General features: G+C 50.6%; 15 protein-coding genes. 5 read left to right on the plus strand and 10 right to left on the minus strand.

The annotated features are described in order from the left end of the window. Positions 1-73: 73 nt before the first annotated feature. The 6 genes from A31E_RS02125 to A31E_RS02100 form a co-directional block, all read right to left on the minus strand. A complete protein-coding gene (locus A31E_RS02125; RefSeq protein WP_001033611.1) occupies positions 74-1,351 on the minus strand; it encodes an MFS transporter in 1,278 nt (425 codons plus the stop codon). 91 nt (positions 1,352-1,442) lie between these two features. Continuing rightward, a complete protein-coding gene (locus A31E_RS02120) occupies positions 1,443-3,515 on the minus strand; it encodes an FAD-dependent oxidoreductase (protein ID WP_016249506.1) in 2,073 nt (690 codons plus the stop codon). Then, positions 3,512-5,053, minus strand: a complete 1,542-nt coding sequence (locus A31E_RS02115; protein ID WP_001517636.1) for an acyl CoA:acetate/3-ketoacid CoA transferase — start codon at positions 5,051-5,053, stop codon at positions 3,512-3,514. Before A31E_RS02115 ends, A31E_RS02120 begins: the two co-directional genes overlap by 4 nt. A 9-nt stretch (positions 5,054-5,062) precedes the next feature. Next, complete coding sequence (locus A31E_RS02110) at positions 5,063-5,839, minus strand: enoyl-CoA hydratase/isomerase family protein (protein WP_016249507.1); 777 nt, start codon at positions 5,837-5,839, stop codon at positions 5,063-5,065. A 9-nt stretch (positions 5,840-5,848) separates the two neighbouring features. Further along, positions 5,849-6,691, minus strand: a complete 843-nt coding sequence (locus A31E_RS02105; protein WP_016249508.1) for a sugar phosphate isomerase/epimerase family protein — start codon at positions 6,689-6,691, stop codon at positions 5,849-5,851. Between the two features lie 9 nt (positions 6,692-6,700). Then, on the minus strand, positions 6,701-7,492 hold the full coding sequence (locus A31E_RS02100) for a 3-ketoacyl-ACP reductase (protein ID WP_000843394.1): 792 nt from the start codon (positions 7,490-7,492) through the stop codon (positions 6,701-6,703). A 210-nt stretch (positions 7,493-7,702) separates the two neighbouring features. Here A31E_RS02100 and A31E_RS02095 point away from each other — a divergent pair, with 210 nt between their 5' ends. Continuing rightward, positions 7,703-8,350: a TetR/AcrR family transcriptional regulator gene (locus A31E_RS02095; RefSeq protein ID WP_001517639.1), complete on the plus strand. Its 648-nt coding sequence runs from the start codon at positions 7,703-7,705 to the stop codon at positions 8,348-8,350. Here A31E_RS02095 and ytfB read toward each other — a convergent pair. Continuing rightward, positions 8,334-8,972: a cell division protein YtfB gene (gene ytfB, locus A31E_RS02090; RefSeq protein WP_001517640.1), complete on the minus strand. Its 639-nt coding sequence runs from the start codon at positions 8,970-8,972 to the stop codon at positions 8,334-8,336. The genes A31E_RS02095 and ytfB overlap by 17 nt on opposite strands. A gap of 217 nt (positions 8,973-9,189) precedes the next feature. Here ytfB and fklB point away from each other — a divergent pair, with 217 nt between their 5' ends. The 4 genes from fklB (at position 9,190) to A31E_RS02070 (ending at position 14,465) form a co-directional block, all read left to right on the plus strand. After that, complete coding sequence (gene fklB, locus A31E_RS02085; protein ID WP_000211229.1) at positions 9,190-9,810, plus strand: BamJ family beta-barrel-assembly machinery protein; 621 nt, start codon at positions 9,190-9,192, stop codon at positions 9,808-9,810. Between the two features lie 301 nt (positions 9,811-10,111). Beyond that, positions 10,112-11,515: a D-serine/D-alanine/glycine transporter gene (gene cycA, locus A31E_RS02080; protein ID WP_000228359.1), complete on the plus strand. Its 1,404-nt coding sequence runs from the start codon at positions 10,112-10,114 to the stop codon at positions 11,513-11,515. Between the two features lie 266 nt (positions 11,516-11,781). Then, entirely contained in the window at positions 11,782-12,939 is a 1,158-nt protein-coding gene (locus A31E_RS02075; RefSeq protein ID WP_016249509.1) for a hypothetical protein, read from the plus strand. A 32-nt stretch (positions 12,940-12,971) separates the two neighbouring features. Next, complete coding sequence (locus A31E_RS02070) at positions 12,972-14,465, plus strand: hypothetical protein (RefSeq protein WP_001517642.1); 1,494 nt, start codon at positions 12,972-12,974, stop codon at positions 14,463-14,465. Positions 14,466-14,517: 52 nt separating this feature from the next. Here the strand turns inward: A31E_RS02070 and ytfE are convergent, their stop codons facing one another. The 3 genes from ytfE to A31E_RS02055 all read right to left on the minus strand — a co-directional run bounded on the left by ytfE (position 14,518) and on the right by A31E_RS02055 (position 17,222). Further along, positions 14,518-15,180 carry an iron-sulfur cluster repair protein YtfE gene (ytfE, locus tag A31E_RS02065; protein WP_000331472.1) on the minus strand — a complete coding sequence of 221 codons (663 nt, stop codon included), beginning with the start codon at positions 15,178-15,180 and terminating at the stop codon, positions 14,518-14,520. A gap of 107 nt (positions 15,181-15,287) precedes the next feature. Beyond that, positions 15,288-16,253 carry a DMT family transporter gene (locus A31E_RS02060; protein WP_016249510.1) on the minus strand — a complete coding sequence of 322 codons (966 nt, stop codon included), beginning with the start codon at positions 16,251-16,253 and terminating at the stop codon, positions 15,288-15,290. 108 nt (positions 16,254-16,361) lie between these two features. Further along, a complete protein-coding gene (locus A31E_RS02055) occupies positions 16,362-17,222 on the minus strand; it encodes an SDR family oxidoreductase (protein ID WP_001517644.1) in 861 nt (286 codons plus the stop codon). Between the last annotated feature and the right edge of the window lie 18 nt (positions 17,223-17,240).

Genomic DNA, 17,240 nt, shown 5'->3' on the forward strand with positions numbered 1-17,240 from the left:
CCGGCCATGTGCCGGCGTTTTGCTTTATTGTTGAAGCGCCATAACCATAATTACAGCGCACTCATCTTAAATATTAGCTCGTAGCTAATTGTACGTGCGGTTCTTCATCTTTGACTTTGATAAGCGCCCACAGCGCAATTGCCCCCAGGATGTCAAAGAAAGCCAGAGCAATAAAGAACGGCGCGAAGCCGATAATGTGAACGAATGCCCCGATAAACAGGTTGAAAATCAACTGACCACTCCACGCACAGGCACCCGCCATACCAACGGCGGTGGCAACTTCATCTTTTTTGAACAAATCGCCGCCCAGTGTTGCCGCAACAGTAGAAAGACATTGATGCGAGAACGCGCCAATACTAATCAGCAATACGGCAATGTAGGGATTTTCGACAATACTCACCAGGCCGATTGTCATCATAATGACCGCAGCAATAGTGAAGGTAATTCTTCGCGAGTTAATTAAACTCACGCCGCGATCGTGGAAGAACTTCGCCACAAAACCGCTGGCTAAACAGCCGAGGTCGCCCAGCAGGAAAGGTAGCCAGACAAACATGGCAATTTCTTTCAGGCTAAAATGCAGCGTTTCAACGAAGAATATAGGCACCCAGAAATTAATGGTTCCCCATGCCGGGTCTGCGAGAAAACGCGCGATGCCGATACCCCAGAAATTACGTTGGCTGAGGATATGTTTGATTGACGTTTTTTCTTTTTTACCTGTTTTAAGATGCTGCTCTTGTCCTGATTCAATATATTGACGCTCTTCATCAGAAAGGCGTTTGGCATCTTTCGGATCTTTATAACAAAAGAACCAAAATATAGCCGCGAGCAAAGCAAGGCTACCCGAGACAATAAACGCAAATTGCCAGCTATGAAACATAATGCACCAGGCAATCAGCGGTGGCGCAAGCATTGCACCGAGTGAAGTTCCCATATTGAAAACCCCCGTAGCCACACCGCGCTCTTTTGCCGGGAACCATGTTGATGCTGTTTTAACACCCGCCGGAATTGCCGATGCTTCGCTGAACCCCATCAGGGCGCGCATAAATGCCAGACCTGACCATGTTCCGGTCAGTGCATGACCCATTGTCGCCAGGCCCCAGATTGCGGCGCAAATCGCAAAGCTTAATTTCAGACCAACGGTATCAATAAAGAAACCCATCACCGGTTGCCCTAATGTATAGGCCAACTGGAACGCACTGACGATCCATGAATATTGCTCTTTGGTTATTCCGGTGGTCTCCATAATGGTTGGAGCCGCAATACCTAATGCAGTTCTGTCCAGATAATTGATTACAGTGATAAAACATACGAGGGCAATCATATGCCACCGATAATTCTTTATTTTATTCATGTTTAAACCTTTTAATTATATTAATAAACCCTGGTTGTTGGTATTTCCGTGTAATAGGTAATAAAATCAGGTACAGAGAACATATTAAAAATTATTGTGTGTAAATCTCTCCATTCAGAAAATCTGGCCAGTTTTTTTCAAAGAAAATACCGTTAATATGCGGTTGTTTGCGTAAAGACTTAACTTCGGTAATAAAAGAACCTTGTGAATATTGAATCGTTAATTTGTGATTTTTATCGTCGGCTTGCTCAGAGCGAAAACGCCATTCTTCTTTTGCGCCGCGACGAGTTTGTGGCAGGCATTCGCCTTGCGGATCAATAACCATCCGCGCCCCACGACTGCCGCCACCTGCGTCAATATAATGTGTGAGTTGCGTTAAAACGGCGGCAGAGGTCAGCGCCATATGCCGCCACATAAATAATTCAGCAACTTCGCCTGCGTGGTTGATGGTTAAACCGTGTCGCTGGGCAAATTCACTCAACAGCAGGGCATCGCGGGTGGCGTGGCGAACTTTATCGGCATGACAAATAAATCCAGCGTAATCAGACATTCGCGTCTGGATTTTTTCTTTCACCGTTGCCAGCGTCATACCGTTTTCGTTTGCCAGCGCCTGGGTGATGACCTCTCTTACGGTAGTCAGGGGCGAAGCTACCCGTTGCGCGATATCTCCCTCAACAGACCGCATTTGCGTACAGCCAATAAAGCGCGCCAGGCGCACGGCAAAAACCTGCCCGGCATTCAGCGCTGCGCCGCCGGGGCGAGTGACGCCGTGAGTTCCGGCCACTTCTCCCACGGCAAAACAGCCGGGGAGAGAGGTTTGCCCCCAGATATCCACCTCAATGCCGCCGTTCATGTGTTGATTATTCATGGCGAACTGCAATGGTTGCGTGGTGAGCCCGTAGCCGTGCATCAGGTACAGCGAGATAGACAGCGGATTCATTCGTTGCAGGCGTTCGATGGGCGATGGTGCCAGCGCGCCGTTGTTTTCCAGATACGCGTGAACGTCAGCATCCAGTCGCGCTAATGAGAATGGCAAATCACCAGGCACCGCTTCAGGATTGCGATTGAAATCCATAAACACCAGGCGGCCTGATTGCTGCTCTTTTGCCACCGCCATATCCAGCAGGCTGGAGCCAAAATCCATCACCCGTGTGGCGTGGAACGGCCACTGATAGCCTTTACGGAAGATATTTGAAGCCAGTTCCTGGGTAGTGCGATAGTAATCCGCAAGGAAATTATACTCGTTACCCTCTGTATCCACAGAATAGATATACGGGATCACCTGCACATAGGTGCCGGATAAATTCCACGGAAACGTGCTGCGCGGCGTGCCTATACCAAACTGGCTTTCGGTCAGATTGGTTAGCGTCAAACCTTCTTCCAGCGCCAGCCCCAGCGAGCCAAAGCATTTATGCGGATAAACACTGTCGCGATAAAGCTCGCCCGGTCCGCCCGTTGCCAGTACCACATTGGGCGCAGTCACAATTGCCAGCCCCCACGGGTTATGGGCGCGGGAACCGGTTGCGAGGATAGCCCCCGCCACGCGATCTTCGCCATTCTCACCGCGTTGATGCAGCAGTTTAATCACCGTTGCACTGGTCAGCAGTGGAATGGAGAGGCGCTGCACTTCTTCCAGCAGCACTTTCACCATCAGGCGAGAAGTGCGTGGTCCACAGGACGTCGCGCGTCCGGCTTCGTCATGGTCGGTCTGATAACGGAGAATTGCGCCATAGCGATCTTCCGGCAATTCCAGACCAAGATATTGCAGCCCGCCAAGGGTATGCAGGGAACCGACCGCTTCGACATATGCCGTGTCGTGATCCATCGCGCCGCCGCTCGCCAGTGCCTCGGCCAGTTTTGCGAAGTTGTCGCCGTTGCCCGCAGTAGCAGCGGTAAACAGCGTCTGTTTATCGGAACCGGAGCAGGCTGACGTTCCCATGTATAACCCGGCGGTAGCAAGCAGCACATTTTGCTGGCGACGTTTCAGCTCAACCGCTGCACGTAATCCAGCCGCGCCGCTACCAACGACCAGTGCATCAACTTGCCAGGTTGGGTAATCAACATCCTCCACGGTGACAATTGAGTGCGGTTCTGCTGGCGTAAAACCTTTCGGAAAGGTGACGTGCGTCAGCGCCTCGAGGATGGCGTCATCAGGCTGGCTCATGCGTCCTCCATCGGCGTAAACAGGCTACTTTCCATCAGACGCGGCTGCCTGATAATCGGACGGAAGGCCATGAACGGCAGAATGTCGCGGTCAATCTCCACGCCCGGGGCAATCTCAATTAATTCAACACCTTCTGTCGTTAACTGAAAAACCGCGCGTTCGGTGATGTACAGCACTTCCTGACCACTTTGCTGTGCGTAAGCGGCGCTAAAGGTGATTTTTTCCACCTGAGTAACCAGTTTGGGTATTTGACCTGACTGGGTGATATGCAGACCATCTGGCGTCACGTCGATCTTGCTGCCTTTGGCGTCGAATGTGCCGCAGAACACCACTTTACGGGCATTTTGTGCAATTTCGAGGAAGCCGCCAGGGCCGATCAGATTGCCGTTCAGGTGTGAGACATTGACGTTACCGTGCTGATCCATCTCGCCCATGCCGAGGAAAGTAATATCAATGCCGCCGCCGCTGTAGAACTCGAATTGATCCAGCGAAGGGATAATCGCGTCAGCGTTACGGGCGCAGCCGAAAAACGCGTCATCCAGCATCATGCCGTTATGCACGCCTTGCTCGACACTCAACCATAAACTTTGATAAGGAACACCTTCGCGCAGTGCAACCCCAGGAATACCGCCCGGAATACCAAAGCCAAAGTTGGTAGAAGCGCCAGCCACCAGTTCGCGTGCCGCCCGACGGGCAATCAGACGGCGCACCGGATGGCTAACCAGTTCAATAGCGCCGGTAGAACTCAGACGGCGATGCTGACCGCTAATTGTCAGGTCGTAGCCGCCAAGATAGGTTTGCGGTTGTTCGCGGTGCTCAACGATGCCATCGACCAGAATCCCCGGCAGCTTGACCCGGCGTGGTTCGATGGCGCCAGCTTCCAGCACATCGCGCACCTGGACGAATACTTTGCCGCCGCTGTTGTGTGCTGCCAGCGCCATCGAATAGCTATCCATATCAATCGCTTCTTCTTCGAGGCTAACGTTGCCACGCGGATCGGCATAAGTGCCGCGCAAAATGGCATAGTCCACTTTGAAAGGGCGATAGCGGAGTTTGGTTTCGCCATCAATTTCAATCAGTTCTACCAGATCGTCAGTGGTGCAAGCGTTCGACTTTCCGCCACCATTGCGTGGATCAACAAACGATCCCAGCCCTACGTGGGTAAAAAGCCCAGGACGTCCGGCACCGATCTCCCGCAGCAGTGCCTGAATTACACCGCCAGGAAAGCAATACGCTTCGATGGCGTTATTTTTTACCAACTCCTGCATTTTGGGGGACCAGGTAAAGTGTCCGGCAATTATACGTTTGAGCATTTCGGCATGAGCGAGGCGGTTAGTGCCTTTGCTGTCGCGATCGCCAATGCCCAGCGAGTGGATTAGTGTCAGGTTGCGGGGGTGTCCGGTTTGCAGGAAACGCGCTTCAATGGCTGCCAGAATATGGTCAGCTTCCACCATGCCGCCGCCGTTACCGCTAATGGCAATGGTTGCGCCGTCCTGAATTTGCGCCGCCAGTGCCCCGGCGGTTGTTATCTTACGCATACAATTTCCTTATTGATTATGGAAGCTGACGCTGCCTTTTTCGGCAAATGCGCGCGTGGCTTGCTGGCAATCGTGGGTGGCGGACATTAATCCCGCCAGTAACTGGTGTGAGTAATCGGCATGTTTATTTTCCAGCGCCAGAATCAGTTGCTTAATATGCGCCAGCGCCACCGGGCCACATTTTTCCAAGTGCGCTAACTGATTCGCCATCCAGCTTTCTATCTGTTCTTTTTCTACCACTTCATCAATCAAATTCGCCGCCAGGGCTTCCTGCGCCGTCAGGCGTTTACCCAACATCAGCATCTGGCGACCAACCACCGGACCGACCTGATTAAGCACTCGTTCGATGCCCATCCAGCCAGGCACCATGCCAAGCATCACTTCCGGGTTAGAGAATTTTGCGTTGGGGCGAGCGATACGAATATCGCAGCACAAGGCAAGTTCAATACCGCCGCCGATGGTGTGACCGTTTAGATTCGCAACCGTTAATTGCGGTAAATTGCGTAGGCGATTAAAAACATCATTACCGCGTTTAATCCACTTTCTGCCCATATCTAATGGAGAATAAGTCGACCATGATTTAATATCGCCGCCCGCACAAAAGAATTTATCGCCGGTTGCGGTTAATTCGACTAATCGTAATGTGGTGTCGTTTTCAATTTCATTTAAATAATGATCGAGAGATTCAATCATCTCTTCATTAATGGCATGACATTTATCTTCACGGTTCAACGTCAGACGGCAGGAAGCCGCCGCTCTGCTGAACAGAACGGGTTGGTCATTCATGATCATTCCTTAACAATAATGCGCGATGCGATCGACGCTAATATCCAGCGTGCTGTTTATATCTTGCTGCCACCAGTACGGTGAGAATATTTCCAGCTCTATAGCGCCATTAAATCCGGCGTTTTCAACCAGGCGACGGATTGACGGAATATTGATGATGCCATCTCCCGGCATTCCCCGATCATTGACCAGATCGGTGGTTGGCACTAACCAGTCGGAAACATGAAATGCGAGAATTCGTTTTCCGGCACGCAGGATTTGGCTGGCCAGTTCCGGGTCCCACCAGACGTGGTAGACATCAACCGCCACGCCGAGACCAAACTCACCATCGGGATCGAGTTCATCACACCAGTCCAGTGCCTGGCGTAGCGTACACAAACAGGAACGATCGGCGGCAGTCATCGGGTGCAGTGGCTCCAGCGCAATTGGCACGCCGACTTCTTTCGAATGTGGCAGCAACTGGCGAATCCCTTGTTTCACCTGTTCCCGCGCCTCATACAGATCTTTTGTGCCAGTTGGTAACCCGCCAACCACCTGCATGTAACAGGCGGCGTTCAGCGCAGCGGCATCGTCCAGCGCCCGACGGTTATCATCTACTGCCAGTTTGCGCTCCGCCAGCGTCGGCGCGGTGTAATAGGTGCTACGACACAAACCGGAAACGCTCATGTTACTGGCGGCAAGCTGGCGGGTGATCTGCTGGAGATCTTCGCCCTGCAACTCTCTGCGCCAGGGGGCGAGCGCGCCGATACCGCGTGCGGCGCAGGCATCAATAATGGCGGGTAGCGGCATTTTATAGCCCAGCGTCGCGGTATTAATGCTGAATAAATCCGGGCGTTGTAACAGATCTCTCATGATTCAGCCTCAGAAGCGCGGCATACTTAAGCCGCCGTCGATAGCGACCGCCTGGCCACAGGTATAAATCAGTTTGCCTTCCGCCATTGCCCGTACTGTGGAGGCGATATCAGCCGGATAACCCCAGCGTCCCCACGGCACCAGACCTTTGGCAATTAGTTCATCGTAATAGGCTGTTGCCGGAATGGTCATATCGGTTTTGATTAGGCCGGGGCGCACTTCATAGACGCCAATTTGTTCATTGCAAAGGCGAGCGGCAAACAGACGAGCAGCGGCAGAAACGGCGGTTTTGGCAATGGTATATTCGCCGCGATTCATCGCCAGCATGATGGCGTTGATTGAACTGACAAAAATAATCGAGCGGTGCGGTAGCTCCGCTTCCGGTTTCGGTTGTGCCAGTAAGCGTTTACTGAATGCCTGAGCGAGGAAAAACGGCGCACGGGTGTTAATGGCAATGTTTTGGTCGAAGCTGTCTGGCTCCAGGTCGAGAAGGTCACCGCGCTTTTTCACGGAAATCCCCGCGTTGTTGAGCAGACAGTCCAGACGCCCCCACTGGTTTTGCGCCGCGTCGAGCATCTCTTCATGCAGGGAGAGATCGCCAACATCGGCAGGGAAGCAAATCACTTCCACGCCTTCTGCCAGACATTCCTGTTGCGTGGCATGTAATTTTTCTACGCTGTCGGCATCGGGGCGATCGTTAATCAGCAGGTTAAAACCGCCACGAGCAAGTTCCAGCGCACAGCCTTTTCCAATACCACGTGCGGCTCCGGTAATCACGGCAACGGGACGAGTGGACTTCATACAATAACCCTCTTTTGAATATTGTTTCCTTGAGTGACGATTAGCTTGCGACGTGTGGAAAGAAAGATCAACCATCTGGTTGGTTGATCTGCGATAGCGATCACAGGGCATTTGATAACTCGATGAAAGTACGAGTTTTTGCCCTTTTTTCTGGAGCTGAAATCAAATCAGGTTATGATAGTAATCCTGAAGAGGTCGTGGGGAAGCGTTATGTATCTTGATACCAGCAACGTACAAAGCCTGAAGGAAAAACTATTATTATGTGCGGTTAATGAATTTGCCGAATATGGTTATGAAGGGGCCAGAGTCGATAATATCGTGAAGGCTGCGGAGTGCAGTAAACAGACGGTTTACCATCACTTTGGTAATAAAGAAAATTTATTTATCGAAGTGCTGGAATATACCTGGAATGATATTCGACAAAAAGAAAAATCCCTTGATGTTTCAGGTCTCCCTCCACAAAAAGCAATTGAAAAAATCATCGATTTTACCTGGGATTATTACATTGCTAATCCCTGGTTTTTAAAAATTGTGCATAGTGAAAACCAGAGCAAAGGTGTGCATTATGCAAAATCACAGCGTCTTCAGGAAATTAACCACGCGCATTTGCAGTTAATGGAATCCTTGTTGGCTGAAGGGAAGAAACTCAATATTTTTAAGCCTGATATCGACCCGTTGCAGGTGAATATCAATATTGCCGCGCTTGGAGGATATTATTTGATCAACCAGCATACGCTTGGCCTGGTTTATCACATCAGCATGGTTTCACCGCAAGCGCTGGAAGCCAGACGTAAGGTCATTAAAGAAACGATCCTTAGCTGGCTTCTGCTTGAACCTTCATCTACCGCGCACGAATAAAACTGCCATCTGGCTGGCGGGTAAACAGAACCTGTTGATTATTCTCCGTATCAATGGTTAAGCCCGTCACCACGCCGCTGGCGTTCTGGCGAATTTTCACTATCTGCCCATTTTGCAAATTACTCAGCGGTTTACCCACGCCTTCTACCTGCGCCATTGCATAGACATCAGTGGCGGGTAGACCGTGGTCGCGGAACAGTTGCGCCATCGTTTTGCCGGGTTCGACACGGTAAGAGCGCCACTGGTTGTCAATTCCGCTATCTGGCTGGAAAGGTTGTGTTTGTGCGGTTTGCGGCTGATCTTCAGGCTGACTTTCCTGTATCGGTTCAGGGGCGACCGGTGCCACCTGATCGGGATCATTTTGTGGGGTGACTAATTGCGCCCGCAGTTGTTCTTCCGTCGGCGGTTGGGATTGCGACTGAATATCCAGTTGCGCTTCACGCGTCACCACCGGCGCGTCGGGCGTATCATCAGACGGAAGTAGAAAACCGACCACCAATACAATGGCGGCAATAATGATCCCCCGACGATGCATCGGCGGCAGCGGGTCCATGAAGCGAAAATTGTCCGGCGCGTGCCAGACTTTCTCCAGGGTTGGTTTTAGTTCAAAGCGCCCGGGCATGGTTTCCTCCTGCTCCGCGTCTTGTTCCTCAATCATAGCCTATGAATAAGCTAACGCTATGATGTCCGTGGTAAACCCGCTTTTATTATATTCATACGGGATATTGCTATTGTTTCTTTTTCCCCGTGATTTGTCATCATTCCCGCGACAAAGTTTTACCCAAAGTTGTGTGGCTGATATGCTGCCCGCTACTTTTTACCCTAAGAAAGGAAATACGATGACCACCCCAACTTTTGATACCATCGAAGCGCAAGCAAGCTACGGCATTGGTTTGCAGGTAGGGCAACAACTGAGTGAATCTGGTCTGGAAGGGTTACTGCCAGAAGCACTGGTTGCAGGCATTGCTGATGCGCTGGAAGGCAAACATCCGGCTGTTCCGGTTGATGTGGTGCACCGTGCGCTACGTGAAATCCACGAACGTGCCGATGCTGTTCGTCGTCAGCGTTTCCAGACGATGGCTGCCGAAGGTGTGAAATACCTTGAAGAAAACGCCAAAAAAGAGGGTGTGAACAGCACCGAATCTGGCCTGCAATTCCGCGTGATTAATCAGGGCGAAGGCGCAATTCCGGCACGTACCGACCGCGTTCGCGTTCATTACACCGGTAAACTGATCGACGGTACTGTATTTGACAGCTCCGTTGCCCGTGGCGAACCGGCTGAATTCCCGGTTAACGGCGTGATCCCCGGCTGGATTGAAGCACTGACTCTGATGCCGGTAGGTTCTAAATGGGAACTGACTATCCCGCAGGAACTGGCTTATGGCGAGCGTGGCGCTGGCGCGTCTATTCCTCCGTTCAGCACCCTGGTGTTTGAAGTCGAACTGCTGGAAATCCTCTAAGCAGCGCATTCTGTTCCCCTCGAGCCAGAGGGGAGCAGGCATTCAGCAATAAACCCTTCAGTTTGCCAAACGGCGCTATTTTGTGTTGCAAAGACCACGTAAGCGTGTATTTTTGTGAGCTATTTCGCGTTATCACCGTGATATGACACTCACTTTAAACATTAAATTAACATTAGATCTAAATCTTAGTATTCATCCCGCGCATTGTTACCTAATATCGATGAGTCCCGATACCGATTCGTCGTATCATAGACTGACAAAAGGCCGCAGAGCCTGAACAACACAGACAGGAAGAAAAAACATGGTAGATCAGGTAAAAGTCGTTGCCGATGATCAGGCTCCGGCTGAACAGTCGCTACGGCGCAATCTCACAAACCGGCATATTCAGCTTATTGCCATTGGCGGTGCCATAGGTACAGGGTTGTTTATGGGTTCCGGTAAAACAATCAGTCTTGCCGGGCCGTCGATCATTTTTGTTTATATGATCATCGGTTTTATGCTCTTTTTCGTGATGCGGGCAATGGGGGAGTTGCTGCTTTCGAATCTGGAATATAAATCTTTTAGTGACTTCGCTTCCGATTTATTGGGGCCGTGGGCGGGTTATTTCACTGGCTGGACTTATTGGTTTTGTTGGGTGGTAACCGGTATGGCGGATGTTGTGGCGATTACCGCTTACGCGCAGTTCTGGTTTCCAGGACTTTCCGACTGGGTGGCGTCGTTGTCGGTGATCATTCTGTTGCTGGTTCTTAATCTCGCCACCGTGAAAATGTTTGGTGAGATGGAGTTCTGGTTCGCGATGATCAAAATCGTCGCTATTGTGTCGCTGATTGTTGTCGGTCTGATTATGGTGATGATGCACTTCCAGTCACCGACTGGCGTAGAAGCGTCGTTTGCGCATTTGTGGAATGACGGCGGCTGGTTCCCGAAAGGCTTAAGCGGCTTCTTTGCCGGATTCCAGATAGCGGTTTTCGCTTTTGTGGGGATTGAGCTGGTCGGCACAACGGCTGCGGAAACCAAAGATCCAGAGAAATCACTGCCGCGTGCGATTAACTCCATTCCGATCCGCATCATTATGTTCTACGTCTTCGCGCTGATTGTGATTATGTCCGTGACGCCGTGGAGTTCAGTGGTCGCGGAGAAAAGCCCGTTTGTAGAACTGTTTGTGCTGGTGGGGCTGCCTGCGGCGGCAAGTGTGATTAACTTTGTGGTGCTGACCTCTGCGGCTTCTTCTGCTAACAGTGGCGTATTCTCTACCAGCCGTATGTTGTTTGGTCTGGCACAGGAAGGCGTCGCGCCGAAAGCGTTCGCTAAACTCTCTAAACGCGCAGTACCAGCGAAAGGGCTGACCTTCTCTTGTATCTGTCTGCTCGGCGGCGTGGTGATGTTGTATGTGAATCCAAGCGTGATTGGCGCGTTCACCATGATCACCACGGTTTCAGCGATTCTGTTTATGTTCGTCTGGACTATTATCCTTTGCTCGTACCTGGTGTATCGCAAACAGCGTCCACATCTGCATGAGAAGTCGATCTACAAGATGCCGCTCGGCAAGCTGATGTGCTGGGTATGTATGGCGTTCTTTGTGTTTGTTATCGTGCTGCTGACGCTGGAAGACGACACTCGCCAGGCACTGCTGGTTACTCCGCTGTGGTTTATCGCACTAGGGCTGGGCTGGTTGTTTATTGGTAAGAAACGTATAGCGAAGTAATGCTGCTAAGGCACCTGCGGGTGCCTTTCAGGCTGCAAAATTGCCTGATGCGCTACGCTTATCAGGCCTACGGGAGCTCTGCCATATATTGAATTTGCGTGCTTTTGTAGGCCGGATAAGGCGTTTACGCCGCATCCGGCATGAACAAAGCACACTTTGTCTGCAATCTCTTTTGTCTTTATACATTCCTAAAAATACTTCCCGTCATCGACAGCGCCCAGGCGCGGGCTTACCGTGAATCTTTGCCACTTATTGCAGAGTTCACTATGGCTAAGCACAGTTGGTTATTAATCGCCGCATTACCTCTCTCCATTTCACCTTCCTGGGGCGCAGATTTTTATTACCGCCAGCAGGAGAAAGGTACGGTTTACATTGCCGAACAGAAGGGGGAAAAAGATGAGATCCTCTCCGAATTACCAGATATTAATTTTTCCCACCTTTGGCGCATTGCCAATTTAGCCAATAAACAAGAAACCCGCTTACTGTCCGATTTTAATCCCGATAAGTTCGATTGCGATGATGAGGGGGATTGTCAGCATACCTGGCTCACCGATGGACGCTCTGTCCTTTGGGCAGGCAAAGTCCTGACAAACCCATCCGGTAAACCTAATGTCGATGCCACCAGTTTTCAGGCATTCGGCGCTTTCGCTGCCGATAAACGCAGTATCTATTTTGATGGTCAGCGTACCGATGATAATAGCGGTGATAAGCAGGTGGATATGTCAACGCTGGAAGAGACGGACATCTGGAATTTACTGCGTGATAAAAATAGTCTTTGGCATAAAGGTCGCTGGTTGGGTCATGCCGATGGATTTCAAATCGTGCGGCATGATTCAGCCATACAATTTGTTGTGCTGACAAATTCGCAGGTAATTGTTAACGGTAAGCTTCTGCCCGCCGATCGCAAAACTTTTCAGATTAAACGTTGGATGCCTGGTGAACGGTTGGTTTATCGCGATAAAAGCGGCGAGCATGACTATGAGCTTGAGGATATTGAGTATCGCTGTGCGCCATTTAATAGTGGTCTGAATAATGTGTCCTGGCTCAAACATGAAGCCACTCCAGCGGGCAGTGACTGTGTTTATGAAACGCTGGTGGGGGTTGATCCGGAATATTTTTATCTGTTTGTTTGGGACACCGGTTTATATAAGAACCAAATTTATAAAGTAACAACCAACGCCTTGGGTGAAGGTGAATTGATTAATCTTAAGTCGGAGGAACTCTCCGGCTCACTTGAAGCAGGTGGTTGGCGGAGATTAATTAATACGTATATATCTCCAGACGGGCAGCTTTACGCTCAACAAGCGACTGAAATTGTGAAAGAGCGTGCCCGGCAAGGTGAATGGCTGCGTTATAACCTGGGTGTGGGAGGATGGTCATCGGTGAAGCAACCTCCGAGCGGACTAAAACCCTTATTTAAATAACCTCTTCACACTAACAGCTTCAGGATGACGCTATGTTGCGAATTAAACCCCTTTGTCTCGCCCTGGCTTTATTTTCAACCATCTCACTAGCCTGCTCCGGTGTACCTTCTGCTGCGTTTTACTACCAGCCGTGGGGGCAAGGAACAAAATATAGCGTTGAAGATAGTGACGATTATGGACTCTATTTCCCGGATATTCATTTACCGCAGGTCAAGTTTAAGCAACTTCGCCGCGTACCCAACGGCACTGATGATAAATATGATTCTCCGGATAATATCAATAATGATTTTGTACAAGTGGATGCTGGCACTTATATCAGAACTAATGGCGGCTGGCGTTTCGACTGGTTGACTGATGGCCGTCATATTTTATGGGCAGGGAAAATAGTCCAGAACCCGCCGGGAACACCGAAAGTCGATGCCGCAACATTCCGTGCCTGGGGACGTTTTGCCGCTGATAAAGACAGCCTCTATTTTGATGGCGAACGCACGGATGATAACCGCGGCGAAAAGCAGGTTGATATGGATTCGCTGCAACAAGTCGGCGGTCGCGTTCGTTCAGGTGATTCTGCGGATGTGCTCAAAGATCGCCGCAATATTTATTTTCAAGGGCGTTGGTTAGGCAGTGCACAAGGGTATTCTATTCTTGGCGTTAAATCCTGGACACGTCGCCCCATTCTTTATTCACCTAATAGTTGTGAAAGCAAAAGTAATCCTGGACCGTGGGATACCATTTGGCGAACCCAATCGCAGGTCTTTGTGAATGGAGATGCCATCAATGCCGATCCGGATACCTTTCATCTTGTGCGCTGGATGGCCGGTTCACTACTGATTTATCGCGACAAAAACGGGGAGAAACGTTATTCGTTCGGGAAAGATTGCCGGAGTACGTTTGATCTACAGCGAGATAAAGTAACATGGTTGACGCGTGATGCTTCCCGGCGCGCTAATGACTGCCGGGTTGCGACCATTCCTGATGTTGATCCGGAATATTTTCGCCCGTTGACGCAGAATGTGGCGCAATATAAAGATTCGCTCTATCTGGTGAAGTATGTTTCTGGGGTCGAAAAAACGCTTTCGGTTATTCATTTACCCGACCCCAAACAAGAATTACAGGGAGGCGTTAATATTGTAGGGAATAAAGTTTATTTCATCGCGAGCGCTGATGTGACTATTTTCGATATTAATGGGCATTGGACGTGGTATAAAAGCCCCGATGGCACAACATTAAATTATTTGGCACATGATGACCGCTATACGTATTTTATTAACGAAGACACGGTTGAGCTCTTTGAACTGAAAGGCCAATGGACGTGGTTTAAATACGCCAATGGTCAATTATCAGATACCTTTGCTCATGATGACCATTATATTTATTACGTAGGAGATGGGTTGGTTCGTGATGCGAAGCGGCGTAATGAGACTCGACAACTCAATGCGGCGCATCTTGATAAAAACGGCAGTCTGCTTACCGTTGAAGGTAAGTACACCAGTTACAATAATGAATTGCTTCCACTGAGTGACTGAATCACTTAACAATCAACGATCCTGCTCATGTCAGGATCGTTGATCAAACAAATCACTCACCCGCCAGCGCGCGTGGGAACAGTACATTATTTTCCAGACTGATGTGCTCCATTAAATCATCAATCAGTTCATTAATACCGTTATACATCGCTTTCCAGGTGGTGCAGGCTTCCGGCGGCGGTGTGACGTTATTGGTAATGTGTTTGATAACCTCCAACAGCTCACCTGCTTCATCGTGTTCGCTTTCCATTACGCTGATTGGCCCCATCGCCTGGCTGCCCATGCCTTGTTTGATCATCGGGAAGAGGATCTGCTCTTCTTTCATCATGTGGCTGGAAAGCTCTTCATGCAGCATAGTCAGGTATTTTGTCAGCCCTTTTGGCACGCTCGGTTTGTCGGCGTGAACGCGCTCTACTTTGGTGGCTTGCAGGATCAACTCTGGCAGTTGCTCACGGTGACGATCGTGGTAGCGCACGATGATATGGTCGATGATTTCTGCCAGCGGCGCGCTACGCCAGTCTTTCTCAATCGGTTGTTCAGCAAGCTTTGCCAGTTCGGCTTCAATGACGTCAACATCCAGTTCTTTACGTGCCGCCGCGCGAGCCAGCGTCTGCTTACCGCCGCAGCAGTAATCCATATCATATTGACGAAACAGAGCCGAAGCGCGAGGAATAGAGAGCGCCAGTTCACCTAAAGGTTGGTCGCGATAAGCCATAGCTGATACCTCATTCTTAATAAGATAAGATGTATTTTAAATGCATCTTTAAGTTAAAAGCTATAACCCTTACGTAGCAGAGGATTATTTAACAGACTGGCAAGGTGTCAACTTTCAGAGACAGGTTCAGCTAAGGGTTTTTCCGGTTTTGCTCTGACTGCAATGATCACGCCGGCCACTAACAGCGCGATACCGCTCAGCGTCATCAGCGGTGGAATTTGTTGGCGGAGTAAAAAGGTGTACAGCAAACCTGCCAGCGTTTCGAAAACAATCAGCGGCCCGAGGATCACCGTCGGTAATCGCTGGCTGGCGACGTTCCAGCAAAGTGCGCCGACCCATGAGCAAAGCACGGCGATAGCAATCATCAGGCTAATAAAGGCCAGTGGACGGGAGCCAAAAGGTAGAGAGAAATCAGGCATTTGCGTATTCAGCCAGAAACAAGCAACAACATAACCGATGAGCGAAACCGGCAGCGTGACCAGCGCCTGCGCCGTCGCCCACATCATTGGATGTTTGTCTGAATTTTCCCGCAGCCAGCGGGCGTTGCGCAATGCATACCACGCCCAGCAAACCACGGAGACTAATGCCAGCATGACGCCTGAGGTATAACGTGCCCAGTCAAAATTGGGGAGACCGTGGTTTAACTCAGCAATATTTACACACGCAAGGCCGATACCAATACAAACCAGCGCCGGGGCGAGTTTCCCCCACGCGAGTTTGCCGTCGCGCTGGCTGTACAACAAATTGGCAAAGACCGGGATAACCACTGGCAGGGTGCCGATAATCATCGTGGAAACAGGCGCGCCGGTTCGCTGAATGGCACTGGCAAGGCAAAAGTAATAGATGAGATTGCCCATCATGGTGAGCATTAGCGCGGTAAGCCAGTCGCGACGTGTCAACTGGCGCAGACGCACGCGCCCCAGCCAGGCAATGGGCAGTGCAATTAAACCTAATGCCAGATAGCGTCCCATTGATTGCAGCATCGCCGGGTATTCTGGAACGATCAACGGCCCGACAAAAATAAGCCCCCACATCAACCCTGCTAACAGGGCGTACAGCACGCCGCTAATCATCACTGGCATCCATTGGTCTGTCAGAAGAAATATTCAGGGAACAGAGATGGTTGCTCCCCGCATCCCGTCATTATCAGAGAGGATGCGGGAGGATGCCACTTTAATTAACTAGTTATTAACATTAAAAAGCGCGTTTACGCTTTCGGCTAATGTTGTTGTCGGGCGGCCAATCAGCGTGCTGAGTGTTTTGCTGTCATCAAACAGACCACCTTTTGATGCGCCAACGTCAGAGTCAGCCAGCATATCCGCCAGTCCGCCAGGAAGACCAACGCTTTTCAGCGCTGCGGCGAAATCGGCTTCGCTCATATTCTGGTAGATAACTGGTTTGCCGCTCTGTTTGGTCAGCTCTGCCGCTAACTGTGTCAGCGTCCAGGCGTTGTCGCCCGCCAGCTCATAGACTTTGCCTTCGTGACCTGCTTCGCTAATTACGCGTGCCGCAGCCTCTGCGTAATCTGCACGAGTTGCTGAGGCAATTTTGCCATCGCCCGCCGCACCAATAAATACGCCGTGTTCCAGTGCTGCCGGGGCGCTGGCGAGGTAGTTTTCAGTGTACCAGCCGTTGCGCAGCAGGGTATAAGCGATGCCAGAATCAGCCAGCATTTTCTCCGTCTCGATATGCTCAGCAGCCAGGCCGAGCGGGGAGGTGTCCGCATGTAACAGGCTGGTGTAGGCGATAAATTTCACGCCAGCCGCCTTTGCGGCATTAATAACATTACGATGCTGCGAGGCTCGCTGTCCCACTTCGCTGGAAGAGATCAGCAGCAATTTTTCCACGCCCTGTAGCGCAGATGTCAGTGCAGCTTCATCGCCGTAGTCAGCCTGACGCACGCTAATGCCTTGTGCGCTCAAAGCATGCGCTTTTTCCGGATTACGTGCGATAGCCACTATTTGGCTGGCAGAAACGGTTTGCAGCAAAGATTCAATTACATTGTGACCAAGCTGGCCGGTCGCGCCGGTGATTGCGATCATGAGCAATCTCCATTGGTT

It is taken from the genome of Escherichia sp. KTE159 (genome assembly GCF_000408805.1).
GTDB lineage: Bacteria > Pseudomonadota > Gammaproteobacteria > Enterobacterales > Enterobacteriaceae > Escherichia > Escherichia marmotae.